The following is a 25,438-nucleotide window of genomic DNA, read 5'->3' on the forward strand; positions in this document are numbered from 1 at the left end:
TGCCGCAGGCGAACACCGCTTCCCTCGGCCCGTCGCCGCGTGCTCGAATCGAGGCATGGCCCGCATCCTCGTTCTCGGCGGCACCTCGTGGCTCGGCGGCACCGTCGCGGCGGAGGCCGCCCGTCGAGGTCACGACGTCGTCTGCCTGGCGCGCGGCGAGGCCGGCCCTGCTCCTCAAGGCACCACTCTGGTGCAGGCTGACCGGGACCGTCCTGATGCGTATGCCGCCCTGGCCAACGCCGACTTCGACCTGGTGGTCGACGTGGCTCGGCAACCGGGTCACGTACGCGGCGCCCTGGCTGCGCTGTCGGATCGGGCCGCGGCCTGGGTGTTCGTCAGCTCGTGCTCGGTGTACGCCCGACAGGACGAGCCCGGCGCAGACGAGCGCGCGCAGCTGCTTCCGGCCGCACCGCGCGATCTCGTGACGACTGAGCAGTACGGTGCCGGCAAGGTGGCCTGCGAACAGGCCGTCACGACGGCCCGCGGTGCACAGGCCCTCATCGCGCGGTCCGGACTCATCGTGGGGGGAGGTGACCCGAGCGAACGGTTCGGCTACTGGCCGTCGCGGTTCGCGCTGGCCGCCGCTGACGGTGGGCCGGTCGTGGTGCCGGCACGGGTCGACCGTCCGGTTCAGTGGGTCGACGTCGTGGATCTCGGCGCCTGGCTGCTGACCGCGGGCCTGGTCGGCGTGACCGGCGTGGTCAACGCGATGGGCCCGGTCGGGTCGCTGGGTGAGGTGCTCGGGCAGGCCGCTCTCACAGCGCAGTTCGGCGGCGAGACGATTGCGGTCGATGATGCCCACCTCGTCGCGTTCGGGCTGGAGGAGTTCATGGGGCCACGGTCGCTCCCGCTCTGGCTGCACGACAAGGGATGGTCGGCCTTTCTCGACCGTGACTCGACGACCGCACGAGAGCTGGGGCTACGGCAGAGGCCGCTCGCCGACACGATGGCCGACGCTCTCGCAACCGAACAGCGGCTGGGCCTGGGTCGGCGCCGTGAGCGTGCCGGGCTCGACCGTGACATCGAGCTCGATCTGGTCGCCCACCTGCGAACAGACGACAGGGCGGGTCGGCCGGGAGGCTGAGTAGCCGCCCGGCCGACCCGCATTCAGAGATGGTCAGGCGTTGTCGTCGCTGGAGTTGATGGCCCCGTTGACCCCGGCCGGGAAGAACCCGCCCTTGGTCACCTTGGCCGGGTTGAGGTAGGCGATGTTGAGGACCTGTCCTGCCGAACGGCTGTAGGTGATGCCGTTCGAGTCGGTCGGCACGAGGTTGGCCCGGCCGCGGTAGTAGAGACCCTGGTCATCGTCGCTGCGCCCGTCGAGACTGTCTCGGGCGTCCGAGATCTTCCTGGCCGCCGACTGGAGCCCCCTCTCGAACAGTGCGCTGCGCACGATTCCTGCGTGGTAGGCCTCCACCGAGAGGATGCCGGCGGCCGCCTCGAGGTAGGTCTTGTTCGAGATGAGCGGTGCGGCCCCCTTGTACGCGGTGACGCCGACGTCCTCGAAGATGAAGGCGCCGAGCAGGAAGTTGTCCTCGTTGGCGAAGGGGTCGAAGGTCTGGCCCTTCGTGATCAGGCCGGCCGCCATCGCCGCCGCCGTGAAGCTCGACTGCAGGTCGATCTGCGGCTGTGCGACCTTGGCCGAGCCGAGGGCCGTGCGCAGGAAGGTGACGTGCGCGAGCTCATCGCCGGCGATCTCCTGGGCGTAGCGCCTGACCACTCGGCTCTTGAACGGAACCGCGTGGCCGCCGGTGACACCCCCTCGCTTTCCCCTTCCGTCGGTCATCGACTCGGGAATGCCGCGCCCGTTGACCGCGAACGAGTAGAACTGCCCCTCCAGGTACTCGAGGTTGAGAGCGAAGTTGAGCACCGCCGCGTCGCTCGGGGCACCGGAGTCGCCGTGGGCCGAGGCCGATCCCGCCGTGGCTCCCACCACAGCGGCCGTACCGGCCACGGCCAGACCGCTCAGACCGGCGGCCTTCATGAAGTTGCGCCGGTCACGGTCGTTCTCGGCGCTTCGGTCGATCAGGTCGACCACCATCTTCTTACCGAACACAAGTTCTCCTTGATTCGAGCTGCTGGCTCCGTGGTTTCTGAGGGGGGCTGGCACCGCCCGGAGCAGACGATGCAGTCGATGCGTTCCATCCGTGGCACGAGTGCCGTCGGGGCCTTAGGACGCTTGTTGGCGAGGCGGAGAACGCGTCGAAGGCGACAACCCGACGCTCGGGACGTGGCTCTTCGGCGAGCACTCGAAGACCATTCGTCACCGGCGCCCAACCGGATTGGCCGAGATCGGGACTCTCACCCGCTCTGCATCACCGAACCCGACAGTTGCCTACAAACTCCCCGCGAGAGACTCAACACGAACCACCTCACCCGGCGGGAGCCAGTGTGGCGAAGTCCCCCCGCGTGAGGGGCCGCTCGACGAGCTGGCCGACGCCGTCGGGCACGGCGACCGCCCGACCGGCGTTGGTCAGCTGCACGTCCGTGGCCAGGCTGTCGGCCGTCACCGTGAAGACGATCTGCGCCACGGCGGTCTGCTGCTCGCGAACGGAGAGCCGGTCGAGGCCCGACGGGATGGCGATGTTCGCAGTGGCCCCGGCCAGCGATCCGGAGAGCCGCGAGGCCGACTCGGGAAGAGCGGTGCGCAGGCCCCGCGCCACCTCGTCAGCGCGCAGCGGGGCACCGAGGGCCCGCAGCACCGGATCGAGGCCGACGCCCGACGAGACCGACCGCGCCACCCGCTCGAGGCGGTCGCCGTGGAGCAGGTAGACCTGCACCGTGAGGGGTACCCCAGACGGACGCTGAGTGACCGAGCCGGACGGCGTGCCGCTCGGCAGGTCGAGCAGGTCGGGGCTCGACTGAGCGCCGATCGAGCACGAGCACAACGCCATTGCGAGCGCGAGCCACACCGCGAGCGCCCCAACCATGGACCGCCCCGCCCGTGACGCTCTCACCGCCATCCGCCGTTCCGGCTTTGGCCGTTCAGCCGTTCGTGGCTCAGCCGTTCGCCGTTCAGCCGTTCGTCGTTCAGCCGTTCGCCGTTCAGCCGTTCGTCGTTCAGCCGTTCGTCGTTCAATGGACCGGAAGCTCCACGACAAAGCGAGCACCTCCCCCGATGCCTTCCTCGACGAGCACCAAGCCGCCGTGTGCCGCCACGTGACGCTGCACGATGGCCAGCCCGAGGCCGAGTCCCTGGCTGCGCGGCTGTGGCGTGCGACGAACACCACGAGCGAAACGGTCGAACACCCGGCTGCGGTCGCTCATGTCGATGCCGGGGCCGGCATCCTCGACCTCGATGCGGATGAACGCGCCCGAGCGCAGCACCCGAACGGCAGTGCACCCGCGACCGTGCACCTGAGCGTTGACCACCAGGTTGCTCACGACCCGCTCGAGTCGCCGCTTGTCGGCGGCGACCACGAGCTCCCCGGCGCGGGCGTGCACTTGCGTGATGGGCCGACCCACGAGCCGGTCGGCGCACCACCGGGTGAGGTCGCCGAGGTCGACCGGTTCGAGCACGAGTCCCTCCCCCGCATCGTGTCGCGAGATCTCGAGCAGGTCGACGACGAGCACCCTGAACCGGCCCAGGTCACCAGCGAGCAGGTCGACGGCCTCTCGCACCGACTCGGGCAGCTGGCTCCTGCGGTGAGTGATCAGCTCCATCGAGTTCAACATCGTCGTGAGCGGGGTCCGAAGCTCGTGGCCGACGTCGACCGCGAACTGGGAGTCGACCCGGGCCCGGTGCTCAAGCTCCGCGAGCGTCGCGTTGAAGGCGCGCGCGAGCGGGTCGAGATCGGCATCCCCGACCTGTTCGAGCCTCGCGTCGAGGTGGCCGGCCGCCACTGCCCCCACGACGGTCGTGAAGCTCCCGAGAGGGGCCAGCGCCAGCCTGGACGCCCAGCGGCCCAGGCCCACGCCCAGCCCCGTCGTCAGCGCGGCTGCGACGGTGAGCACCACCGCCATCGACGACAGGGTGTGGTCGAGGTCATCGAGGGAGAAGAGCTCAAGAACCACGTCTCCCGACGGCCGAAGCGGTGCACCCACCGCTAGGTAGAGCGAGCCGTCGACCGAGATTCGCTGGGTCGCCGTGCTACCGGACTCAACCGCGTCGAGCAGACCGGAGGGGATGCCGCTCGGCCCCCGGGACGGGAGGGCGCCGAACCACCGACCGGAGACCCGCACGATCGACGAGGACGCGTCGTTCGTGGGCAGACCGGCGATCAGGGCCGTCACCGACGACGTCCCCTCTCTCAGCCCGGCCTCGAGGGAGACCCGGTCCAGGTCGGTCTCGGCCACCGCGGTCTGCACCCGCTGGGTGAGCAGGTACCGCGACACGACGAACCAGGACGCCACCGAGAGCACCGTCGAGATGCCGAGGGCGAGCAGGCCGAAGCTCACCTGCACCCGGGTCCGCAACGGCACCCGTTTGGCGCGAGCTCGAACTCGCTGGCGAGAGCTCCGCCGACGGGTCGGGCCCCGCATCAGCCGCCCAGACGGTATCCGAGCCCGCGGGCGGTCACCACGTGACGGGGGCTGGCCGGATCGGACTCCACCTTCATGCGAAGGCGTCGCACATGCACGTCGACGATGCGACTGTCGCCGAAGTAGTCGTAGCCCCATACGCGGTCGAGCAGATGCTCGCGGCTACAGATGCGGCCCTCGGCGATCGCGAGCTCGACCAGCAGCCGAAACTCCGTGCGGGTGAGGGCGACCCGCTCGCCAGCCCTGGTGACGACACCGTCGTCGAGCCCGATGACAAGGTCACCGGCCGTCACGACGCGCGGCGCCTGCCCGGCGATCGGCTCCGCTCGACGCAACAGGGCTCTGATGCGGGCGGCGAGCTCTTTGGCCACCAGCGGTTTGGTGACGTAGTCATCGGCCCCCGACTCGAGCCCCGCGACGACGTCGTGGCTGTCGGTGCGGGCGGTGACCATGATCACGGGCACGTCGCTCCCCCGCCGGATGGCCCGGCACACACTGAACCCGTCACGGTCGGGCAACATCAGGTCGAGCAACACGATGTCGGGCGGCGACTCCTTGACCCGCTCGAGGCACTGGGAGCCGTCTGCTGCCTCCATGACCTGGAAGCCCTCGTCTTCCAGTGCCATTCGCATCACTCGTCGAACACGGTCGTCGTCTTCGACGAGGAGAACCCGTCGTCCCATGACCCGATCGTGCGCGTCCTTTCTGACGGCTGAGTGTGCGTTACCTGAGATGGCGCTGGATGCCGTCGGCGAGCCGCCCGTGTAACGGCTCGGAACACTGCGAACGGCCAGCATGACGGCAGCGTTGCGCTCTCGTGTCATCTGCCGCGGCCCGCCGCCCACCGATCGATCTCTGCCTAGCGTTCTGGGCGTGACCAAGGCGGGGCGGATCGGTTCGCGTCGGGTCAGGCGGCCCCTACCGGGGCGCGCGGAACAAGGAGAACGTGATGACCAGAAGGATCAAGCCGATCGTCGCCCTGTCGGCGATCGCGGTGGCCGGGCTGACCCTGTCAGCCTGCAGCAGCACCTCACCCGGCACGACGACCAACGTCGAGGGGTCTGGTGGCACGAGTGCGACGCCCGTCAAGGGGGGCACCCTGAACATGCTCGGCGCCGGAGACGTCGACTACATGGACCCGAACATCAGCTACTACTCGGTCGGCTACCTGGCGTTGCGCGAGTGGAGCCGGCAGCTGTTCACCTATCCGGCCGTCAACGGCCAGACCACCACGCCCGTGCCCGACCTCGCAGAGAAGCTGCCGACCATGGGTGATGGCATCAGCGCCGACGGCAAGACGTACACCATCAAGATGCGCAGCGGTGTCAAGTGGGACACCTCGCCGGCGCGCGCCGTCACGGCGGCCGACTTCGTGCGCGGGGTCAAACGCACCTGCAACCCGGCCCAGCCTTTCGGCGGCCTGCCCGACTACGAGGGCCTCATCCAGGGCATGCAGGCCTTCTGTGACGGTTTCGCCAAGGTCGCTCCGACCCCGTCGGCCATGACCGACTACATGAACAAGACCGACCTGCCGGGGGTGGTGGCCAAGGACGACCAGACGATCGTCTTCCACCTCAACAACCCGGCCAGCTACTTCCCCGACATGCTCACCCTGACCGCCTTCTCGCCTGCCCCGAAGGAGTATGACGCCTACGTGCCGGCCGGTTCTGAGCTCGCCCAGCACACGCTCTCGGACGGGCCCTACAAGATTGCGTCGTACAGCCCGAAGAAGGACATCACCTTCGTGCGCAACGAGGCCTGGGACGGCGCCACCGACCCGGTGCGCAAGGCCTACGTCGACAAGATCGTGGTCAACCAGACCGTGACCCAGGACTCGGCCCAACAGCAGCTGGAGACGGGCACCCCGAGCGCCGACATGGAGTTCGACCTCGCTCCCCCGCCGTCACAGATCCCGGCCCTGAAGGCCAAGAACGACCCGAACCTCACTCTCGGACCGACGGCTTCGACGAACCCCTACATCGTCTACAACAGCCAGTCGCCCAACAACAACAAGGCCATGCAGAACGTCAAGGTGCGCCAAGCCATCTCGTACGCGATCAACCGCACCAACATCATCCAGGTGATCGGGGGCCCGAGCGTCAACCCGGCGCTCACCCACGTGCTCCCGTCGAACATCGTCGGTGGTGAGACGAACTTCGACCTCTACCCCTACGACCCGGCCAAGGCCAAGGCCATGCTGGCGGCGGCCGGCTACCCCAACGGCATCACCGTCAAGATGCTCTACCGCAACGCCTCCGAGGGCAGCAACAAGACCTTCCAGACCGTGCAGCAGGACCTCTCGAAGGCGGGCATCACGGTCACCGGGATCCCCTCTCCCAACTCCGACTTCTACACCAAGTACCTGCAGGTTCCCTCGGTCGCGCAGCGCGGGGTCTGGGACCTCGCCACCGCCGGATGGGGCGCCGACTGGTACGGCAACGCGGCCCTGTCGTTCTTCAACCCGTTGTTCTCCGGCAAACCGTCGTTCCCTCCCGTCGGCAGCAACTTCGGCCTCTACAACAGCCCGGCCGCCAACACGTTGATCAAGGCGGCCGGCCTCGCTCAGACCAAGGAGGAGGCCGCCTCACTGTGGGCCAAGGCCGACAAGCAGGTCATGGAGGATGCGCCGTTCTTCCCGATCACCAACCCGCAGCAGGCCAACTACCACGCCACCCAGGTACAGAACGCCATCTACGTACCGGCCCTGCAGAACTACGACCCGACCAACGTCTGGCTGAGCCCTGACAAGCAGGGCGGCTGACCCGAACGGAGGTGCCCTCATGGCTCTGCTGGAGGTGCGCGATCTCAGTGTTTCGTTCCACACCCCTGATGGGGTCGTCGAGGCCGTGCGCGGGCTCTCCTACGATGTCGAGCGCGGTAAGACGCTCGCCATCGTCGGAGAGTCCGGCTCCGGCAAGAGCGTCTCGACCCAGACCATCACCGGACTCACCCGGGGCGCCCAGATCTCGGGCTCGGCGCTCTTCAACGGCAATGAGCTGTTGGGCGCGTCGGCGTCGACCCTGCAGAAGGTGCGCGGCGCCCAGATCGGGATGATCTTCCAGGACCCGCTCTCGAGCCTGCACCCGTACTACACCGTGGGTTGGCAGATCGTGGAGATGATCCGGGCCCACCGCAAGGAGACGTCCAAGAAGGCCGCCCGGGCCCGGGCGGCGGAGCTGCTCGGGCTCGTGGGGATCCCCCGTGCGAGCCAACGCATCGACGACTTCCCGCACCAGTTCTCAGGCGGCATGCGCCAACGCGTGATGATCGCCATGGCGATGGCGCTCGACCCGGCCCTGCTCATCGCCGACGAGCCCACGACCGCTCTCGACGTCACCGTGCAGGCCCAGGTGCTCGAGGTGATGCGCACCCTGCAGCAGGAGTTCGACACCGCGATCATCCTGATCACCCACGATCTCGGAGTGGTGGCCGAGATGTCTGACGACGTCGTCGTCATGTACGCCGGCACCGTGATGGAGAAGGCTCCGCGGCGCACGCTCTTCTATCTCAGCCACAACCCGTACACGAAGGGCCTGCTGGCCTCGCTACCGGCCCGGGGCGGACGTCGGGGGCGGCTCACGCCCATCCTGGGCACCCCGCCGTCGCTCATCGACCCGTCGGAGCGTTGCCCCTTCGCCCCTCGGTGCCCGAGCGCGTTCGACCGCTGCTGGCACGAGCGGCCACGGCTCGACCCGGTCTCGCATGATGCCGAACACACCTCAGCCTGTTGGCTGCCCCACGATGTCGCCGGCGGGCTCGACGACCCCGTCCCGGCTCGGGGCGGGTCTCCGGTCGACGTGAATCCGGCCCCAGAAACCCAGGAGGAGTCAGCATGAGCACCCCGTTGGTCTCCGTCGAGAACGTCACCAAGTCCTTCCCGGTGCAGTCGGGCGGTCTCTGGAGCCGCAGCACCGACTCGGTCCACGCCGTCGACGGCGTATCGCTCGAGATCGAGTCCGGTCAGACCATGGGGCTGGTCGGAGAGACAGGCTGTGGCAAGTCGACGCTGGCCCGCTGCATCGCCCGGCTCTACGACCTGACGTCCGGACGCGTCGTCTTCGACGGGCGAGACATCACGACGCTCAACCGTCGCGAGATGCGTGAGGTGCGCCGCGACGTGCAGATGATCTTCCAGGACCCGTACGGCTCGCTCAACCCGCGTCGGCGGGTCGGCTCGATCATCGGTGACCCGTTCACCATCCAGGGCCTGGGCTCGGGCAAGGAGATCAAGGTCAAGGTGCAGGAGCTCATGGAGCGGGTCGGGCTCAACCCCGAGCACTACAACCGGTTTCCGGCGGAGTTCTCGGGCGGTCAGCGTCAGCGCATCGGGGTCGCCCGCGCGCTGGCCCTGCGCCCGAAGTTCATCATCTGCGACGAGCCGGTCTCGGCTCTCGACGTGTCGATCCAGGCGCAGATCATCAACCTGCTCATCGACCTGCAGGACGACTTCGGGCTGACCTACCTGTTCATCACCCACGACCTCTCGGTCGTGCGACACGTCAGCGACCGGATCGCCGTGATGTACCTGGGGCAGGTCGTCGAGGTCGCCGACGCCGAAGACCTGTTCGAGACCACCCGCCACCCCTACACCCGCTCCCTGCTGTCGGCACTGCCAGACCCCGACCCCGACATCGCCGACAGTCAACGTCGCATCGTGCTCGTCGGCGACCTGCCGACCCCCACCAACCCCCCGAGCGGATGCCGCTTCCACACCCGCTGTCCGAAGGCTCGCCACGACTGTGTCGTCACCATCCCGACCCTCGAGCCGGTACTCGGCGACGGCCCCGCCCACTGCACCGCCTGTTTCCATCCGCTCGCCGTCGGCGAGGACCTGACCCTGTCGACTCCCGCGATCGAGGACTCCGAGATCCTCACGGCGCAACCGGCCCTCACCTCGGCGAGCAGCGCAGCCGAGAGCGGCCCGAAGAGCGCAGCGACCCGCGGAGGTGAGTCCCAGTGAGCGGTTTCCTACCGACCTCTGAAGACGTCGAGGAGCCCGACCTGACCGAGGCGAAGACGGAGGACGAACCCGGACGCGCGCGCATCGAGGGGCGCAGCCCGTGGCTGCTGGCCTGGCAACGGCTGCGCCGCGACAAGGTCGCGATGTTCTCCCTGGCGGTGATCGTGCTGATCGTGCTGATGGCGATCTTCGCCCCGCTCGCCGCGACCATCACGGGCCACCCCGTCAACGAGCAGTACCGCACCACCGGTCTCACGGCGGACGGGCTGCCCAAGGGCCCATCGAGCGAGTTCTGGCTCGGCACCGACGACCTCGGTCGAGACATGCTCGTGCGCATCGCCTACGGCGCACGCGTGTCTCTCCTCGTGGGGGTGGTGGCCACCGCCCTGACGGTGGTGATCGGCGTCGTCGTCGGTCTGGCTGCCGGCTTCCTCGGCGGGATCGTCGACACGATCCTGGCCCGCCTGATCGACGTCGTGCTGTCCATCCCGTTCCTGCTCGTCGCGATCGCGCTCGTGTCCATCACGGGTCCGAGCCTGCTCGTGACGGTGCTCGTCATCGGCTTCTTCAGCTGGGCGTCGGTCGGACGCATCGTTCGCGGTCAGGTGCTCTCCCTGCGCGAACGAGAGTTCGTCGAGGCCGCCCGCTCGCTGGGGGCCTCCAACCGGCGCATCATGTTCGTCGACATCCTGCCCAACGTGCTGGCCCAGGTCATCGTCTACGCGTCACTACTCATCCCCGTCGTGATCGTGGTCGAGGCGACGCTTTCTTTCCTCGGCCTCGGACTCGCCCCACCCACGGCCGACTGGGGCGGAATGATCAGCGAGTCGCAGAACTACTACACGACGGCCTGGTGGTTCATCGTCTTCCCCGGGGCGGCCCTGCTGGCCACGACCCTGGCCTTCAACCTGCTCGGCGACGGGGTTCGAGATGCCTTCGACCCCCGCAGCGACCGGCTCATCCCCTAGGACGTGGTGACGTGCTCAGGTTTCTCGTTCGACGCATAGTCCTCGGCATCCTCGTGATGTGGTTGATCACGCTGGCGGTCTTCGCGCTCTTCTTCATCGCGCCCAACGACGTGGCCCGCACGCTCGCCGGCCGCCAGGCCACCCCCGAGACGGTGGCTCTCATCGCCCACCGGCTGGGTCTCGACCAGCCGATCTGGAAGCAGTACGTCGACTTCGTAAGTCGTCTGCTCCACGGCGACCTCGGCTACGACTACTACCACCAGACTCCGGTGACCCAGATCATCGGAGCAGCCATCCCGATCACCTTGTCGGTGGTGATCGGCGGGGCCATCATCTGGCTGGTCATGGGCGTGTTCAACGGGGTCGTGTCAGCCGTGCGTCCCCGTTCCTTCATCGACCGGTCGCTCACCGTCTTCAGCCTCTTCTTCTACTCGATGCCGACCTTCCTGCTCGGGCTGTTGCTGCTCTACTTCTTCTACTTCCGGCTCACCCTCCGCGGAATCACCATCTTCCCGGCCGGCGGCTATGCGCCGCTCGGGGAGGGGCCCGGGCAGTGGGTGCTGCACATGGTGCTGCCGTGGTTCACCCTGGCGTTGGTCTCGGCGGCCACCTACACCCGGCTCACCCGGGCCTCGATGCTCGACGTGCTCGGCGAGGACTACGTGCGCACGGCACGGTCCAAGGGCCTCAGCGAGCGTCGGGTCGTCATGCGGCACGCCTTTCGCGCCGCGATGACTCCCATCGTGACCCAGTTCGGCATCGACGTCGGTGCGCTCATCGGCGGGGTGGTGGTGACGGAGTACGTCTTCTCGCTGCCCGGGCTCGGTAAGACCGCCATCGACGCGATCAACCTGCAGGACCTCCCCGTCATCATCGGCATCGTGCTCTTCGCGTCGGCTGCCGTCGTGGTCGCCAACATCGTCGTCGACCTCTTCTACGCCGTTCTGGACCCACGGGTGCGACTGCACTGACCCGCGGGCAGGGTGTCCTACCAGCCCGAGGGACTGCCACACTGGGTCGGCAGCACCCCTCGCACCTCCACCCCCCAGCCCCTTGACGGAGGGACATGATCGACCGACCCAACTTCACCTTCGCCCGTCGTGGTTACGCCGCCGAGGAGGTCGATGCGTTCCTGGAGGCACAGAACCGAACGGTTCAGGCCGCCAAGAAGGACGCATCCGAGCGCAGCGTCGAGCTGACCAAGCTCAACGCTGCCCTCGCTGACCTGCGGGGCCAGCTGGGCCAGCAGTCGCGCGTGATGGCCGAGCTGAAGAGGGCGAGCACCCCGGCTCCGTCGCAGACCTTCGTCGAGATCGGGGCGCGGGTGGGGCAGATCCTCACCCTCGCCGACACCGAGGCCACCGAGATGGTGGCTCGGGCCACGGAGCAGGCCGAGGCCTTGCGGGCGGCGGCCGGCGCCGCGGCCGAGGAGCAGCACGTTGCTGCGGCGGCCTACGCCCAGGAGGCGCACCAGCGGGCCGACGAGGAGTCGGCCCGCATCCTCGCCCAGGCCACCCGCGAGGCCCGCGCCATCGTGGCCGAGGCCCAGAGCGTCACGGCGAGCCAGCGCCGAGAGGCCGCTGCGGAGTACGAGGCCCACCGGGCCAAGGCCTCAGCCGCCTCCGCCGACCTCGAGACGACCCTGGCGGCCCGACGTGACCAGGCCGACCGCGAGTTCGCGGCCCGCCGAGAGGCCATCGAGGCCTCGCTCGCTGAGGCCGAACAGCGGGCTCAGCAGGTGACGAGCCGCGCCCAGCAGGATGCCGCCGAGCTGCACGCCCGTGCTGCCGCTGCCCTCGAGGTGGCGCAGGAGCAGGCCGAGCAGGTGGTCTCCGAGGCTCACGACCACGCCTCCCGGCTGCGGGAGGAGAGCGACCGCGAGCTCGCGGCGGCCACCTCCCAACGCGACAGCATCACCGCCCAGCTCAGCAACGTGCGCCAGATGCTCGCCACCCTCGGGGGCGGCGCCATCATCGACGGCCTGGCGCCGGCGGTTCTGGATGCCGCCTCAGCCGAGGGGTCGCCGACCGCCGAGACGACCACGGACGGTGACGAGACGGGACGCGAGACGGGGCACGTCAGCCGAGCCAAGGCCGAGAACGCCTCGGGTGAGAACGACGCGGCAGAGCCGAGCCGCCGCGAGAACGACCAGCCCCCAAACGACCAGCCCGCGGAGCAGCAGAACGGCGAGGCGCCAGACGCTGGGGCACCGTCGGAGTCCCTGGCCGCCACCGTGGTGATGCCGCGAGTCCCGAAGTCCTGAGGGGAGAGCCGACACCCGACGGGCCGAGCTCGTCAGCCTCGTATCGAAGTGGCCACTCGACCTGACCCCAGGTCGTGTGGCCACTTTGGTACCACCCGGTGGGCCGGCCGGCTCGGTCTGGAGGGCTCACCTGGCGGGTCAGGCGGGCGGGGTCTGCTCGCTCTCGCCGCTCAGCACCTCCGGATGGCCGGGGTGGGACTCGTCGGCGGTCGGCGCATTGGCCGTGGGGTCGTCAGCGCTCAGGAGTCGCTCGAGCAGGGCGCCCGTGACCCGGCGGAACGTGCGACGGGGTCGCTCACGGTCGAGGACGGCCACCTCGAGCATGGACGCGTCGATGACGCGCGGTGGGTTCTCGGGGCTCGCCGCAGCAGCGGCACCGGGCTGAGCCGCCGAGCCGGGAGCAGCGGCGGGCGCGGCCAGCACGTCGACCGCCATCCGCAACGCCTCGGCGAGCGACAGCCCCGGCCGCCAGGCCTGCCCGAGTCGTTGCTCCGCGATGTCGCTGGCGCCGCCCATGGCCACGAACCCCTGCTCGTCGGCGACCGACCCGTCGTAGGTCAACCGGAAGATCTGGTCTCCGTCGGCGGTGCGCCCGACCTCGGCGACGACGATCTCGATCTCGAACGGCTTCTGTTCCTGGGTGAACACGGCACCGATGGTCTGGGCGTAGCTGTTGGCCAGGGCTCGGGCCGTGACGTCGGTGCGGTCGTAGGAGTAGCCGCGCAGGTCGGCGTAGCGGATGCCGGCCACGCGCAGGCTCTCGAACTCGTTGTACCGTCCGACCGCCGCGAAGGCGATCCGGTCGTAGATCTCGGAGACCTTGTGCAGGGCCCGCGACGGGTTCTCGGCCACGAAGGCGATGCCCTTGTCGTAGCCCAGCACGATGACGGAGCGGCCGCGCGCAATTCCCTTGCGCGCGAAGTCGGCCCGGTCTTTCATGACCTGCTCGGGCGGCACGTAGAACGGCATGCTCATCGGGCACCTCCCGGGTTGCCGCGACGAGCCTCCACGATCTGGCGCACCTGCGACTCGAGCACGTCGTCAGCCACGAAGCGTGACCCGGTGCGGTCGATGACCGCAACGGTGGGCCAGATCTGACGGCCGAGGTCGGGCCCTCCGGTGGCGGAGTCGTCGTCGGCGGCGTCGTAGAGCGCCTCGAGCGCCACGTTCACCGCCTGGGTCTCGGTGAGGCCGGGTCGCCACAGCTTCTTCAGAGCGCCTCGGGCGAACAGCGAGCCCGAACCGATCGAATGGTGCCCGCCCTCGACGTAGCACCCGCCCGTGACGTCGTAGGAGTAGATGCGGCCCGCGTCGCCGTCGAGGTCGTAGCCGGCGTACAGCGGCACCACCGTGAGGCCCTGCATGGCCAGCCCGAGGTTTCCCCGGATCATCGAGGCGAGCCGGTTGGCCTTGCCCTCGAGCGACATGATGGCGCCCTCGATCTTCTCGTAGTGCTCGAGCTCGACCTGGTAGAGGCGCACCAGCTCGATCGCGATGCCGGCTGTACCGGCGATGCCGACCACGCTGTAGTCGTCGGCGGCGAACACCTTCTCCATGTCGCGGTTGGCGATGATGTTGCCCATCGTGGCGCGCCGGTCGCCGGCCATGACGACCCCGGAGTCGTGCACCAGGGCCACGATGGTCGTGCCGTGGGGCGCGTCGATGGACGAGCCGCTGGGCAGGACCCGCCCGGAGGGGAGCATCTCGGGTCGGAAAGACCCGACGAACTCGGTGAACGAGGCTGACCCGGTGGCGAGGTAGGCGTCGTCGAGCCGGCGCGTCCCGCCGTGGGCGGGACTGCTCACTGTCCGCCCTTCTGCACGAAACCGCGCACGAACTCCTCGGCGTTCGACTCGAGGACGCCGTCGATCTCGTCGAGGACGTTGTCGATGTCGTCGCTCAGGCCCTCCTTGACGACGGCCCCGGCCGGAGCTGTGGGTGCCGGTGGCTCGGGCACCTCGTCGTCACGGCGTTGCGGTTTCGCGTGTTCCTGTGCCGGCATGGCGACCTCTCAGAGCGATGTTCAACGGCTACCACGACCCTAACCCTTCTGGCCGCAGTGCTCTCGACGCGTTCGCTACTCGGGGGTGGCGAGACCGCGGAGCAGATGCTCGACGTCGGGGCTCTGCTCGACCAGGTCCCCGACCTGCGCCCGGGTGCCGCGCTCGGGTTCGAGGATCGGGACCCGTTGCAGGCTCGCATGGCCGGGCACGTCGAAGACGACGGAGTCCCAGCTCGCGGAGAACACATGGGGGGCGAACCGACGCACGCAGGACCCCCGAAACCACGCCCGGGTGTCCTCGGGTGGAGTGCTCTGAGCGGCTCGCACCAGCTCGGGGGTCACGAGGTCGTGGGTGCGACCCCGGTCACGCAGGCGGTGCACCAGGCCCTTCTCGGGCCGCACATCGGCCCACTGCAGGTCGATCGCCGCCAGCCGATGGTCGTCCCAGGCCAGGTTGTCGCGCGACCGGTAGCCCTCCAGCAACCCCAGCTTCGTCACCCAGTCGAGCAGACCCGTACACGACCTGACGTCGGTGCCGAGGCGGGTGAGCACGGTCTCCCACCAGCTCATGACCTCGTCGGTGGCGTCGGCGGCCGGGTCATCGTCTCGGGTGTCGAGCCAGGCCCGGGCGGCCTCGAGATACATCCACTGCACGTCGAGGGCGGTGACAACGCGCCCGTCGACGAGCTCGACCGTGGCCGTGAGGCTGGGGTCGTGCGAGATGCGCTGCAGCGCCGCCACCGGATGGCGGATCGACCAGTCACCGCGCAGATGACCGTCTTCGATCATGCCGAGCACGAGAGAGGTCGTGCCCATCTTGAGCAGGGTTGCCACGTCGAGATGGTTGGCGTCTCCGATGATCACGTGCAGGCGTCGGTACCGGTCGGCGATCGCGTGCGGCTCGTCGCGGGTGTTGATGATCGGTCGCTTGAGCGTGGTCTCCAGCCCGACCTCGGTCTCGAAGAAGTCCGCTCGTTGCGACACCTGGAAACCGGCTTCGCGCGAGTCCACCCCGAGGCCCACTCGCCCGGCCCCGCACACGACCTGGCGGGTGACGAAGAACGGGATGAGGTGCTTGACGATCGACGGGAACGGGGTGCGGCGCGGCATGAGGTAGTTCTCGTGCGTGCCGTAGCTCTGTCCCTTGCCGTCGGCATTGTTCTTGTACAGGTTGACCGGCGCCTGCCCGGGGCGCTCGGCCAGCAACCGCACCGACTCGAGCGCGATGCCGTCGCCGGCACGGTCCCAGGTGATCGCGTCTCGCGGCGAGGTCACCTCGGGCGAGCTGTACTCGGGGTGGGCGTGGTCGACGTAGTAGCGCGCACCGTTGGGGAGCACCACGTTCGCCAGGGTCGGGTCTTCGGCGTCGGTCAGCTGGCTCTCGTCGGCGCTCTGCCGGTCGAGCTGCCATCCGCGTGCGTCGCGCAGTGGGTCCTCGAACGTGTAGTCCCAGCTCGACTGGTTCGAGCGGATGCCGTGCGCGGCGGCGTAGACGCTGACCACCTGCCCGGAGAGGAACATCGGGTTCGCCATCGGGTCGCCGGGCACCGAGATGCCGAACTCGGTCTCGAGCCCCATGATGCGCCGCACCGTCATGGCCCGACCCTAACCGTCACCCCAGTCGGCGCGGCGAGGGGCCCGACCCGGCATCCGCTCAGATGACGCCGATCTTCTGCAGGCGGTTCAGCGAGAACCAGCCGAAGGGGATCGGCAGCCAGTAGGTGGCCAGGCGGTAGAGCAACACCGACGAGAACGCCGTTGCGGCGTCGACCCCGATCGTCGTCAGACCGTACGTCAGGGCGGCCTCGATGCCGCCCAGACCGCCTGGCGTGGGCACGGCGGAGCCGATGATGGCTCCGGCGAAGTAGACCACGGCCACCGCAGCGACGGGTGCCTCCGAGCCGAAGGCCCGGGTCGCACAGACGAGCGCGCCCACGAACGACGCATCGAGCAGCAGAGCCCCGCCGAGCAGCTGGGCCAGCTTGGCCGGGCGTTGGAAGACGCCGAGCACCTGAGGCACGGCGGCCTTCACCTGCGGCACCACTCTCCCGGTGATGAAGACCCGGATAGGGGGTACGGCAAAGAGTCCCAGCAGCACGATGACCACCACGGGGATGGCCGTGACCAGGATGGGGGGCGGGCGGAAAGAGAGCGCAGCTCCGGTGCCGGCGAGCACGCCTGATGCGGCCAGCAGCACGAAGTACGAGCAGAACTGGGCCACCTGGGCGAGCCCGACACTGGCTCCGGCCACGGCTGGAGGAAGGCCCGAGGTCTGCAGATAGCGGGTGTTGAGGGCAATGTTGCCCACGGCGGCCGGGGCCACCAGACCGCTGAAGGCCACGGCCAGCTGGGTCATGAAGGTGTGCAGGAACCTCAGCCGGATGCGTACGGCCCCGCTCAGCGCGATCGACGCACCCGCGAAGGTCGTGACCGCGAACCCGACCGCGCCTGCGGCCCAGCCCCAGCTGGCGCTGCTGATCACCTCGCCGAAGTCGACCTTGGTGAACTGGGTGAGCACGAAGTAGCCGGCGACGCACCCGCCCACGATCGTCACGACCGTGCGCAGCGTCACGCGTCGTAGCTCGACCGGTTCGGGCGTCTCGGTGGACGGGGCCAGGGCGGCGAGCCGCTCGCGCACCTTGCCGAGCAGGCCCTTGTTCTGCTTGGCCTTGAGCGCTTCCCGGGTCGAGCGCGTGAGGGCGACCGGTTGCAGCAGGGGCACTGCGCGCAGCACGGCATCCACCCCCAGAGCCTCGACCGCCGAGCTGACGGCCCGGTCGGGGCCGACGAGCAGCGCGACGGTGGTGAGCAGCTGGGCGAGGTCGATGCGCAGAGTGACGTCGTCAGCGGCGAGGTCGCCAGCGCCGATGCGGAGCAGACCCGCCCGCCCCTGCGCGTCGATGATGATGGCGTCGGGCCCGAGCGACCGGTGGGCGACGTGTCGTCGTTGCAGCTCACCACCCATGCGCCAGATCGCGGCCACCTGCTGGGCGTCGAGATCCGCGCCGATCTTCGACACCGGGGTGCCGACCGGTTGCACGAAGGCCAGCGCCGCCGAGAACGGGCCGACCTCACACACCGAGACGGGCTCTGGGGCGGGGATGCCGGCCTGCCGGAGCAACAGGCCCATCAGCGTTCGGTGTTCGAGCTCGGACCGGAGGGTGAGGGCCGGCGGCCGGGTGAAGCCGTTGCGCAACCGCAGCACTCGCATCAGGCGCCGACCCGAGGCCAGTCCGAAGGTGTCGCGGTCGATGACCTGAACCTCCACCGGGCCGGAGGGCGTCGACCCTGCGTAGCGTCGGTCGCCGTCGTGGTTGCTCTCAACCAGCTCGAGCCGCGTCAGCGCGAGCCCGGTGGCGACCAGGGCCCCGGCGACCTCACCGCCCGGGGGGCGCGTCGAGGTGGCACCGAACCCGAACCGGAACGACAGACCGATGACCCAGCCGAACAACAGCGAGCTGACGATGGCAGCGAGCGTCGTCGACCCTGATAGCAGCGAGGTGATGACGGTGGCCACCACGATGAGGCTGGCCACCGGCGAGATCCACTTGCGGCCGGTGATGTCGGCGACGGTGAGCAGCCCGATCATCGAGACGAGCACGATGTCGAGGGCCTCGGTGCGCCCCGTGGTGGTGGGCCGGGTCAGGATCGCGCTGAGGTGGCCCCAGTGACCGTCGTCGAACACCGTCGACAGGGCGATGACCAGCACGCCTCCGACGACGGCCGCGCCCAGGGCCGCCACCAGCTGCAGGGGCCGGCGGCGCACCAGCAGGTCGGCGCCCACGGCGATGGGCAGGAGCAGCACTCCGAGACCGCTGAGGTAGCCCAGCAGCGTGAGCAGCAGGCGAGGCAGCCCGATCGAGGCCTGCACGAGGTCCTGCTCCACGGCACCGCGGGTGTCGACAGCGACGTCGGAGACCACCAGCCCAGCGACGAGCACCAGCACGACGATCGCCAACCGAACGGCATCCGCCGGCCGACGGACCCGGCCCGGGATGGGCGGCTCGATGACCTCGACCTCGGCGGCGGCCTCGAGCCGCTCTGCGCGCGCGTTCTCCTCCGAGACCTGGCCGGTGTCTACCGCCGGCCCGACCGGACGGCGGGTGGCCTCGACCTCTTCGACGAGGTCGTTGGAGCTGACCCCGTCATGGCGGTCGCCCACCTCCCCGTCCCTGTGCACGAGCCCATGATGCCTGACCAACCTGCACAGATCCGGCACGCGAGGCCGTTGGGGGCCACGGATGTGGTGAGGAGATCGAGCGCGCGCCGGCACGAGTGGTCGGCTAGGGTGGCGCTGGCAGTCGAACCTCGAGAGAGACCCCCGAAGTGAACGATGTCGTTGTGTTCAGCGGGTCAGCGCACCCGGCCCTCGCCGACCAGATCTGCGGCCATCTCGGGGTGAAGCGCTCCCCTGTCGACATCAAGCGCTTCAGCAACGACTGTCTGCAGGCCCAGCTGCTGGCCAACTGCCGACAGCGCGACGTGTACATCGTGCAGCCGCTCGTGCCTCCCACGCAGGAGCACCTGATGGAGCTGTTGCTGATGATCGATGCCGCCCGTGGCGCCTCAGCCGCCCAGATCACCGCCGTCATGCCGCACTACGCCTACGCCCGGTCTGACAAGAAGGACGCCTCGCGCATCTCGCTCGGCGGGCGCCTGGTCGCCGACATGATCGGGGCGGCGGGCTGCCACCGGGTGCTGACGATGGCCTTGCACGCACCCCAGGTGCACGGCTTCTTCTCGATGCCCGTCGACCATCTGACCGCCATCGGCGTGTTGGCCGACCACTTCCGAGACCACGACCTGACCGACGGGGTCGTGGTGAGCCCCGACCTGGGTAACGCCAAGGTGGCCACCCAGTTCGCCCGCCTGCTGGGGTTGCCCGTCGCCGCCGGCTCGAAGCGGCGGGTGGCCGACGACCGGGTGGTGATCGACTCGATCGTGGGTGATGTCGCCGGGCGGCGGGCCATTGTGCTCGACGACGAGATCGCGACCGGCGGGTCGATGCTCGAGCTGATGGACCGCCTTCGTGATGCCGGGGCCACCGAGGCGGCGATCGTCTGCACCCACGGCCTGTTCGCGGGCAAGGCCGTCGAACGTCTGCGGGGCCACCCCTTCATCACCGAGGTGGTCAGCACCGACACCGTTCCGCGACCACCGGGTTGGCCCGAGCTGACCGTTCGCTCAGTCTCGGCCCTGTTCGCCGAGGCCATCAGTCGTATTCACCACGGCCGCTCGGTGAGCTCGCTGTTCGAGGGCGTCGACCCCACCCACGCGCCGCCCCAGGCCCAGCTGCCGTTCGACCCGCTCACGTGAACCGGGCCCTTGACCTGCTCCGTCGACCGACGGGTGCCGCGCTCGCCGACCTGGTGCTGGTGATCGTCTTCGCGGCGGTCGGACGCGCGTCGCACGACGAGGGCAACCCGCTCGTCGGCGCCCTCTCCACGGCCTGGCCCTTTCTCGTCGGCACCGCCGTCGGGTGGCTCGTCGTGCGGGTGCTGCGCCGCTCCTGGCCCTTGGCGGTCGGGCCGGGAATCACGGTGTGGTTCGCCACGCTGGTCTTCGGGATGCTGCTGCGTCAGCTGACCGGGCAGGGCACGGCCGCCTCGTTCGTCGCGGTCGCAGCCGTGGTGCTGGCCGTCTTCCTGATCGGCCGGCGGGCCTTGGTGGCTCTGGGCGTCCGAGCTCCAGACAGGCCGCCGGCTCGCACCGAGTCCGTGTGAGTCGACGACGTTCGAACACCGCGGCCAGGCGGCATCCGCACGGCGTCGGGCTTACAGGTACTGGCCGGTGTTGGCCGTTGCGATCGACCGGCCCGGCTCGGATCCGTCCTTGCCCTTGACCAGCGTGCGGATGTAGACGATCCGCTCACCCTTCTTGCCGGAGATGCGGGCCCAGTCGTCGGGGTTCGTCGTGTTCGGCAGGTCTTCGTTCTCCTTGAACTCCTCGACGCAGCTGGAGAGCACGTGCTCGACTCGGATGCCCTTCTGGCCCGTGGTGAGGAAGTCCTTGATCGCCAGCTTCTTGGCGCGATCGACGATGTTCTGGATCATCGCCCCCGAGTTGAAGTCCTTGAAGTAGAGGACCTCCTTGTCGCCACCTTGGTAGGTGACCTCGAGGAACCGGTTCTCCTCGACCTCGGAGTACATCCGTTCGACGGCCGCCGTGATCATCTCGTTGACCGTGGCCTCCCGGTCTCCGTCGTGCTCGGCGAGGTCGTGCTCGTGCAACGGCAGGAAGACGGTGAGGTACTTGCTGAAGATGTCACGGGCGCTCTCGGCGTCGGGACGCTCGATCTTGATCTTCGCGTCGAGACGACCGGGGCGCAGGATGGCCGGGTCGATCATGTCCTCGCGGTTCGAGGCACCGATGACGATGACGTTCTCGAGCCGCTCCACACCGTCGATCTCGGCGAGCAGCTGCGGCACGATGGTCGTCTCGACGTCACTGCTGACGCCTGAGCCACGCGTGCGGAAGAGCGAGTCCATCTCGTCGAAGAAGACGACCACCGGGGTTCCGTCAGACGCCTTCTCGCGCGCTCGCTGGAAGATCAGCCGGATGTGCCGCTCGGTCTCGCCGACGTACTTGTTGAGCAGCTCGGGGCCCTTGATGTTGAGGAAGTAGCTCTTCTCGGTCTCCTGGCCCGTGCGCGCAGCGACCTGTCGGGCGAGCGACGCGGCGACCGCCTTGGCGATGAGCGTCTTGCCGCAGCCGGGAGGGCCGTAGAGCAGCACGCCCTTGGGCGGCTTGAGCGCGTGCTCACGGTAGAGCTCTGGGTGCAGGAACGGCAGCTCCACGGCGTCGCGGATCGCCTCGATCTGGCCGACGAGACCACCGATGTCCTCGTAGGCGACGTCGGGCACCTCCTCGAGCACGAGCTCCTCGACGTCGAGCTTGGGCACGACCTCGTGCACGAAGTTCGAGCGGGAGTCGAGGGTGAGGGAGTCACCGACGCGGATCCGTTCTGTCATGAGCGGGTCGGCCAGTCGACAGACGCGCTCCTCGTCGCCGTGGGTGACCACGACGACGCGGTCGTCGCCGAGCTTGTCCTTGACCGTGACGACCTCTCCGACCCGTTCGAAGCCGTGCGCCGAGACGACGTTGAGGGCTTCGTTGAGCATCACCTCGCGCCCGAGGCCAAGGTCGGCCACGTCGACGCTCGGGCTGATCGCCACCCTCATCTTGCGTCCGCCGGTCAGGATGTCGACCACGCCGTCGTCGGGCTGCTCGAGCACGAGGCCGTAGGTGCTGGGCGGCTGCGCGAGCCGGTCGACCTCCTGCTTCAGGTTCACGATCTGCTCGCGCGCCTCCTTGAGGGTGCGCACCAGCCGCTCGTTCTGCGTCGAGAGGGTCGACAGCGAGGTCTGCACCTGGGCCAGGCGAGCCTCGAGATCACGCGTGCGCTGCGGCGAGTGGCGCGCTGCGTCGCGCAGGGCGTTCACCTCTGATCGGAGGGCGTCGAGCTCGTGGGCCTCGCCCTGCGGCCGAACTGCCTGCCCAGCACCGGAGGGGTTGACCCGGTCGTGAGGCTGCGGCGAGTCGAGATCGCCGTTCCCGTCGGTACCGCTGAAATCGTCTGACATCTCGGCCTCCTCATCCGTCACTCGCTCATCACCGGCACAACGTGACCCTTCGAGCCTAACTCGGGGTGGTCACTCGGCGTCGGATGTTCCAATGAGTGACCGCCGAACACGACGGATCGTCTTGTCACTCTTGACCCGCTCGCCGAGCGCCTCAGGCGTCCAGGCCTCATCGGGCACCGAGGTCGCGGCGAGAGAGCCCATCGGCAGGCCTGGCAGGGCCGAGTCACGCCGGTCGGTCGGTTCGGCGGGGCTCGCGGCGTCGAGCCCGCCCGAGTCGGAGGGCCGACCACCGGCGGATGCCGGCTCAGCCGGGGTGTGCGTCGCGTCGCCGCCCGGCTGGTCGCCGTAGGCCCCCTTCGCCGGCCTGCGGGTGCGCTCCGGGGCGGCCACCCCGGGCGCCAGACGCCTCGTGCTGATGAGAAAACCGGTGTGCCCGTGCATCCGGTGCTCGGGTCGCACCGCGAGCCCCTCGAGGTGCCAGCCCCGCACGAGCGACTCCCAGGCGCTCGGCTCGGTGAACCCACCGTGCACGCGGATGCCCTCGGCCACTCGACTCAGCTGCGTCGTCGTCGCGACGTAGCAGATGAGCACCCCGCCGGGGATGAGGGCGTCACCTACGGCATCCAGGCACTCCCAGGGGGCGAGCATGTCGAGCACCACGCGGTCGACGGTGCCAGCCGGCACGCTCGCGGTCAGGCTCGGCGCGAGGTCGCCGACCGTCACGGTCCAGGCCGGGTGGTCACCACCGAAGAAAGCCCTCCCGTTGGCCTTCGCGATCTCGGCGAAGTCGTCGCGTCGTTCGAACGACAACAGCCGCCCGGTCTCACCGATGGCCCGGAGCAGCGACATCGACAACGCGCCCGATCCGACCCCGGCCTCGACGACGACGGCTCCCGGGAAGATGTCGGCCATCTGCACGATCTGGCCGGCGTCCTTGGGATAGATCACGGCGGCGCCGCGCGGCATCGACATCACGTAGTCGCTCAGCAGCGGTCGCAACGCCAGGTACTCGACCTCGGCCGTGTTGGTGACCACCGAGCCGTCGGGTGCGCCGATGAGGTCGTCGTGCCGCAAGAAGCCGCGGTGGGTGTGGAACTCACGCCCGGGCTCGAGGGTGATCGTGTGCAACCGACCCTTGGGGTCGGTGAGCTGTACTCGCTCGCCGACCTCGAACAGGCCCCGCCGATGGTGGACGGTCGATGGGGCGCTCGGATCGGCTGGCGGGGTCATGGCAGCACAGTCTAGGTGGGGGTCAGGCGCTCGTTCGCCGCCTCCCACCTCGGCGCCGCACCCGGGTCGCCTCGACCTCGTAGCGACTCTGGCGCCCGGCCGCAGCCGCGAAGAACCGGCGCCTCAGCGCGCCCTCGACCTCGATCTGCTCGCCGCCCACCAACCGCAGAGCCACGCGCCTGGTGGACGCACTCCAACACACGACGTCGATCGTGTCGACGCCCGGCGAACGCACCTTGCTGTCGGGGCTGCTGTCGCGGGACGTGCTCGAACCGGACGAGCGACGAGGGCCCGCCGGGCGTGCGACCACCACCCGGAGTGTCACGATGACGTCTCCGCTCGGCAGCTCCCGCTGCTCCGCGGGCGCCGAGAGACGCCCCCAGAGCACGACCTCGTTGCGCACCGGCGCCAGGTCGGGCGTCAACGGCGACCCGGCATCCGCACTTCTCCTGTTCGCCCGCTGAGTGGTCTGGCCCAGTGTCGCCATTGCCGTGCTCCCTCCCGGCCCGCCATCTCGGGGCCTCGTGCCCCTCACCGTGCCCGCCCCCTCGGTAGGAGCGGCAGCGTCGAGCCCGGCCTGTGGACGAACGACCGCCGGGGCCGGGGGTGTGGACAGGCAGGGCGACGAGCGCCGACGCCCGGTCAGCCGCCCAGGACGAGCCCGCACCGGGGTGTCGGTCGCAGGTGGGTCGTCGCGAGGTTCAGCGCCGCCCGCGTCGCGCCAGCTCGGCGCCGACCACGTCGTTGATGTGCTGGGCGGTGGCGAGACCGGCGACTCGGCGGGTCTGAGCGTCGACCACGATGGCGACCGACAGCGACCGTTCGCTCATCAGTCGGACGAGCTCGGTGAGCACGGCGTCGGGCGGCAGCTCGAGCACCCACGCCCGGGGCTGGGCCAGGGCCACGGCCGACAGGCGAGCGGTGTGGCGGCTCACCACCGGCACAGCCGCGGCGGCGGCGGGGTCGACGAGCCCGAACGGCCAACCGCCGCTGTCGGTCACCGCCACCCATGCCCCCCTCGGTGCCGCTGCCGGCCCACCTTCGGTCTCCGTGGAGAAAGAGGGGGCGCCCACCATGAGGTTCGCTGCCGCCGCCACCGTCATGTCACCGGCGACGAGCACGACCGGCTCGAGCACCGACAGGGCGGGCCCGGCCGTCGCGTCATGGATCTGGCCCGACCGGATCGAGGCCGAAGCCCCGCGCCAGAGGAAGAACGCGATCATCGCAACCCAGACCAGGGAGATGAGGCTCGGCTGCTGGCCGCGCAAGAGCGGCACCCCGATGAACCAGAGCACCGCCCCGACGGCGACGACGCGCCCGAGCCACCCAGCGGCGCTGAGACCCGTTCCCTTACGGCCGGTGACCTGCCACACGAGGGAGCTGACGATCTGACCACCGTCGAGCGGCAGACCCGGAAGGAGGTTGAACAACCCGACGAAGAGGTTGACGTAGGCGGTGGCGCCGAGCAGGTTGGCGGCCAGGTCGTTGCTCACCAGAGGCTGGGCCAGCCAGGCCACCAGCGCGAGAGCGAGGTTCGACAACGGGCCCACCACGGCCACCAGGGCCGTCGTGCCGGGAGTGACGTCGGTGGAGTCGTAGACGGTGTGCCCACCCCACACGTCGGCCACCACCCGGTCGACCTGGTGGCCGCGCAGGCCCGCCACGACGGCGTGGGCTGCCTCGTGCACGAGCACCGATACGAGCAGCAGCACACCGCTGCTGGCCGCGACGAACACGGCAAAACCCATCGACCGACCGCTGCTGCGAAGGGTCGGGGAGACCACGAGCAGCAGCAGCACGATGATGAGCGGCCACGACCGGGCGATGTAGACCGGTGTGCCACCTACGGCGCCGATGCGCCAGCCGTAGCCGTTGCCAGCACGCCCGGCCTGGTCGGCACGGTCGGCGTGCCCGCCTTCACTCATGAGATGAGCCTATGCCTCCAACCCG

At 69.4% G+C, this 25,438-nt stretch carries 23 protein-coding genes; 9 read left to right on the top strand and 14 right to left on the bottom strand.

The window, feature by feature from the left end; genetic code table 11:
• Positions 1-55: 55 nt before the first annotated feature.
• Positions 56-1,084, top strand: a complete 1,029-nt coding sequence (locus tag BA895_RS05425; protein WP_070190889.1) for an NAD-dependent epimerase/dehydratase family protein — start codon at positions 56-58, stop codon at positions 1,082-1,084.
• Between the two features lie 33 nt (positions 1,085-1,117).
• Here BA895_RS05425 and BA895_RS05430 read toward each other — a convergent pair whose 3' ends face one another.
• From BA895_RS05430 to BA895_RS05445, 5 genes are all read right to left on the bottom strand, one after another.
• Positions 1,118-2,056: a ferritin-like domain-containing protein gene (locus tag BA895_RS05430; protein ID WP_070190890.1), complete on the bottom strand. Its 939-nt coding sequence runs from the start codon at positions 2,054-2,056 to the stop codon at positions 1,118-1,120.
• A 316-nt stretch (positions 2,057-2,372) separates the two neighbouring features.
• Positions 2,373-2,930 carry a GerMN domain-containing protein gene (locus BA895_RS05435; RefSeq protein WP_070190891.1) on the bottom strand — a complete coding sequence of 186 codons (558 nt, stop codon included), beginning with the start codon at positions 2,928-2,930 and terminating at the stop codon, positions 2,373-2,375.
• A gap of 23 nt (positions 2,931-2,953) precedes the next feature.
• Positions 2,954-3,079, bottom strand: a complete 126-nt coding sequence (locus tag BA895_RS24700; RefSeq protein ID WP_256388429.1) for a hypothetical protein — start codon at positions 3,077-3,079, stop codon at positions 2,954-2,956.
• Positions 3,076-4,422, bottom strand: a complete 1,347-nt coding sequence (locus BA895_RS05440) for a HAMP domain-containing sensor histidine kinase (RefSeq protein WP_175442256.1) — start codon at positions 4,420-4,422, stop codon at positions 3,076-3,078. The genes BA895_RS24700 and BA895_RS05440 overlap by 4 nt, the downstream gene beginning before the upstream one ends.
• A gap of 59 nt (positions 4,423-4,481) precedes the next feature.
• Positions 4,482-5,165 (bottom strand): response regulator transcription factor, encoded by a 684-nt coding sequence (locus tag BA895_RS05445; protein WP_070190979.1) that lies wholly within the window; start codon positions 5,163-5,165, stop codon positions 4,482-4,484.
• A 266-nt stretch (positions 5,166-5,431) separates the two neighbouring features.
• Here BA895_RS05445 and BA895_RS05450 point away from each other — a divergent pair, with 266 nt between their 5' ends.
• The 6 genes from BA895_RS05450 to BA895_RS05475 all read left to right on the top strand — a co-directional run bounded on the left by BA895_RS05450 (position 5,432) and on the right by BA895_RS05475 (position 12,673).
• On the top strand, positions 5,432-7,243 hold the full coding sequence (locus BA895_RS05450; RefSeq protein ID WP_070190893.1) for an ABC transporter substrate-binding protein: 1,812 nt from the start codon (positions 5,432-5,434) through the stop codon (positions 7,241-7,243).
• Between the two features lie 19 nt (positions 7,244-7,262).
• Positions 7,263-8,318, top strand: coding sequence for an ABC transporter ATP-binding protein (locus BA895_RS24315; protein WP_070190894.1), 1,056 nt, complete (start codon positions 7,263-7,265; stop codon positions 8,316-8,318).
• Positions 8,315-9,442 carry an ABC transporter ATP-binding protein gene (locus BA895_RS24320; RefSeq protein WP_083283010.1) on the top strand — a complete coding sequence of 376 codons (1,128 nt, stop codon included), beginning with the start codon at positions 8,315-8,317 and terminating at the stop codon, positions 9,440-9,442. The genes BA895_RS24315 and BA895_RS24320 overlap by 4 nt, the downstream gene beginning before the upstream one ends.
• Positions 9,439-10,410 (top strand): ABC transporter permease, encoded by a 972-nt coding sequence (locus BA895_RS05465; RefSeq protein ID WP_083283011.1) that lies wholly within the window; start codon positions 9,439-9,441, stop codon positions 10,408-10,410. The genes BA895_RS24320 and BA895_RS05465 overlap by 4 nt, the downstream gene beginning before the upstream one ends.
• A gap of 11 nt (positions 10,411-10,421) precedes the next feature.
• Entirely contained in the window at positions 10,422-11,381 is a 960-nt protein-coding gene (locus BA895_RS05470) for an ABC transporter permease (protein ID WP_070190895.1), read from the top strand.
• Between the two features lie 95 nt (positions 11,382-11,476).
• On the top strand, positions 11,477-12,673 hold the full coding sequence (locus BA895_RS05475) for a hypothetical protein (protein ID WP_070190896.1): 1,197 nt from the start codon (positions 11,477-11,479) through the stop codon (positions 12,671-12,673).
• Positions 12,674-12,811: 138 nt separating this feature from the next.
• Here BA895_RS05475 and prcA read toward each other — a convergent pair whose 3' ends face one another.
• From prcA to BA895_RS05500, 5 genes are all read right to left on the bottom strand, one after another.
• Positions 12,812-13,648 carry a proteasome subunit alpha gene (gene prcA, locus BA895_RS05480; RefSeq protein WP_070190897.1) on the bottom strand — a complete coding sequence of 279 codons (837 nt, stop codon included), beginning with the start codon at positions 13,646-13,648 and terminating at the stop codon, positions 12,812-12,814.
• Positions 13,645-14,478 (bottom strand): proteasome subunit beta, encoded by an 834-nt coding sequence (prcB, locus tag BA895_RS05485; RefSeq protein WP_070190898.1) that lies wholly within the window; start codon positions 14,476-14,478, stop codon positions 13,645-13,647. The genes prcA and prcB overlap by 4 nt, the downstream gene beginning before the upstream one ends.
• A complete protein-coding gene (locus BA895_RS05490) occupies positions 14,475-14,675 on the bottom strand; it encodes a ubiquitin-like protein Pup (protein WP_070190899.1) in 201 nt (66 codons plus the stop codon). The genes prcB and BA895_RS05490 overlap by 4 nt, the downstream gene beginning before the upstream one ends.
• A gap of 75 nt (positions 14,676-14,750) precedes the next feature.
• Positions 14,751-16,271, bottom strand: a complete 1,521-nt coding sequence (gene dop, locus BA895_RS05495; RefSeq protein WP_070190900.1) for a depupylase/deamidase Dop — start codon at positions 16,269-16,271, stop codon at positions 14,751-14,753.
• A 58-nt stretch (positions 16,272-16,329) separates the two neighbouring features.
• A complete protein-coding gene (locus BA895_RS05500; RefSeq protein WP_254666340.1) occupies positions 16,330-18,855 on the bottom strand; it encodes a lysylphosphatidylglycerol synthase transmembrane domain-containing protein in 2,526 nt (841 codons plus the stop codon).
• 146 nt (positions 18,856-19,001) lie between these two features.
• Here BA895_RS05500 and BA895_RS05505 point away from each other — a divergent pair, with 146 nt between their 5' ends.
• Positions 19,002-19,991 carry a ribose-phosphate pyrophosphokinase gene (locus BA895_RS05505; protein ID WP_070190901.1) on the top strand — a complete coding sequence of 330 codons (990 nt, stop codon included), beginning with the start codon at positions 19,002-19,004 and terminating at the stop codon, positions 19,989-19,991.
• Entirely contained in the window at positions 19,988-20,398 is a 411-nt protein-coding gene (locus tag BA895_RS05510) for a DUF3054 domain-containing protein (RefSeq protein WP_083283012.1), read from the top strand. Before BA895_RS05505 ends, BA895_RS05510 begins: the two co-directional genes overlap by 4 nt.
• 51 nt (positions 20,399-20,449) lie before the next feature.
• Here BA895_RS05510 and arc read toward each other — a convergent pair whose 3' ends face one another.
• The 4 genes from arc to BA895_RS05530 form a co-directional block, all read right to left on the bottom strand.
• Positions 20,450-22,258: a proteasome ATPase gene (arc, locus tag BA895_RS05515; protein WP_070190983.1), complete on the bottom strand. Its 1,809-nt coding sequence runs from the start codon at positions 22,256-22,258 to the stop codon at positions 20,450-20,452.
• Between the two features lie 69 nt (positions 22,259-22,327).
• A complete protein-coding gene (locus tag BA895_RS05520; RefSeq protein WP_070190902.1) occupies positions 22,328-23,488 on the bottom strand; it encodes a tRNA (adenine-N1)-methyltransferase in 1,161 nt (386 codons plus the stop codon).
• Positions 23,489-23,510: 22 nt separating this feature from the next.
• Positions 23,511-23,975 carry a single-stranded DNA-binding protein gene (locus BA895_RS05525; protein WP_083283013.1) on the bottom strand — a complete coding sequence of 155 codons (465 nt, stop codon included), beginning with the start codon at positions 23,973-23,975 and terminating at the stop codon, positions 23,511-23,513.
• Positions 23,976-24,189: 214 nt separating this feature from the next.
• Complete coding sequence (locus BA895_RS05530) at positions 24,190-25,413, bottom strand: site-2 protease family protein (protein WP_070190903.1); 1,224 nt, start codon at positions 25,411-25,413, stop codon at positions 24,190-24,192.
• Positions 25,414-25,438: the final 25 nt, after the last annotated feature.

The sequence above is a fragment of the Humibacillus sp. DSM 29435 genome (assembly GCF_001758225.1).
Classification (GTDB): domain Bacteria; phylum Actinomycetota; class Actinomycetes; order Actinomycetales; family Dermatophilaceae; genus DSM-29435.

Excerpts from the sequence above, each read along its gene's own strand:
- BA895_RS05520 (WP_070190902.1), bottom strand. The coding sequence starts at position 23,488 with ATGACCCCGCCAGCCGATCCGAGCGCCCCATCGACCGTCCACCATCGG.
- BA895_RS05525 (WP_083283013.1), bottom strand. The coding sequence starts at position 23,975 with ATGGCGACACTGGGCCAGACCACTCAGCGGGCGAACAGGAGAAGTGCG.
- BA895_RS05530 (WP_070190903.1), bottom strand. The coding sequence starts at position 25,413 with ATGAGTGAAGGCGGGCACGCCGACCGTGCCGACCAGGCCGGGCGTGCT.
- BA895_RS05445 (WP_070190979.1), bottom strand. The coding sequence starts at position 5,165 with ATGGGACGACGGGTTCTCCTCGTCGAAGACGACGACCGTGTTCGACGA.
- BA895_RS24320 (WP_083283010.1), top strand. The coding sequence starts at position 8,315 with ATGAGCACCCCGTTGGTCTCCGTCGAGAACGTCACCAAGTCCTTCCCG.
- BA895_RS05425 (WP_070190889.1), top strand. The coding sequence starts at position 56 with ATGGCCCGCATCCTCGTTCTCGGCGGCACCTCGTGGCTCGGCGGCACC.
- BA895_RS05450 (WP_070190893.1), top strand. The coding sequence starts at position 5,432 with ATGACCAGAAGGATCAAGCCGATCGTCGCCCTGTCGGCGATCGCGGTG.
- arc (WP_070190983.1), bottom strand. The coding sequence starts at position 22,258 with ATGTCAGACGATTTCAGCGGTACCGACGGGAACGGCGATCTCGACTCG.
- prcA (WP_070190897.1), bottom strand. The coding sequence starts at position 13,648 with ATGAGCATGCCGTTCTACGTGCCGCCCGAGCAGGTCATGAAAGACCGG.
- dop (WP_070190900.1), bottom strand. The coding sequence starts at position 16,271 with ATGACGGTGCGGCGCATCATGGGGCTCGAGACCGAGTTCGGCATCTCG.
- BA895_RS05490 (WP_070190899.1), bottom strand. The coding sequence starts at position 14,675 with ATGCCGGCACAGGAACACGCGAAACCGCAACGCCGTGACGACGAGGTG.
- BA895_RS05435 (WP_070190891.1), bottom strand. The coding sequence starts at position 2,930 with ATGGTTGGGGCGCTCGCGGTGTGGCTCGCGCTCGCAATGGCGTTGTGC.
- BA895_RS05475 (WP_070190896.1), top strand. The coding sequence starts at position 11,477 with ATGATCGACCGACCCAACTTCACCTTCGCCCGTCGTGGTTACGCCGCC.
- BA895_RS24315 (WP_070190894.1), top strand. The coding sequence starts at position 7,263 with ATGGCTCTGCTGGAGGTGCGCGATCTCAGTGTTTCGTTCCACACCCCT.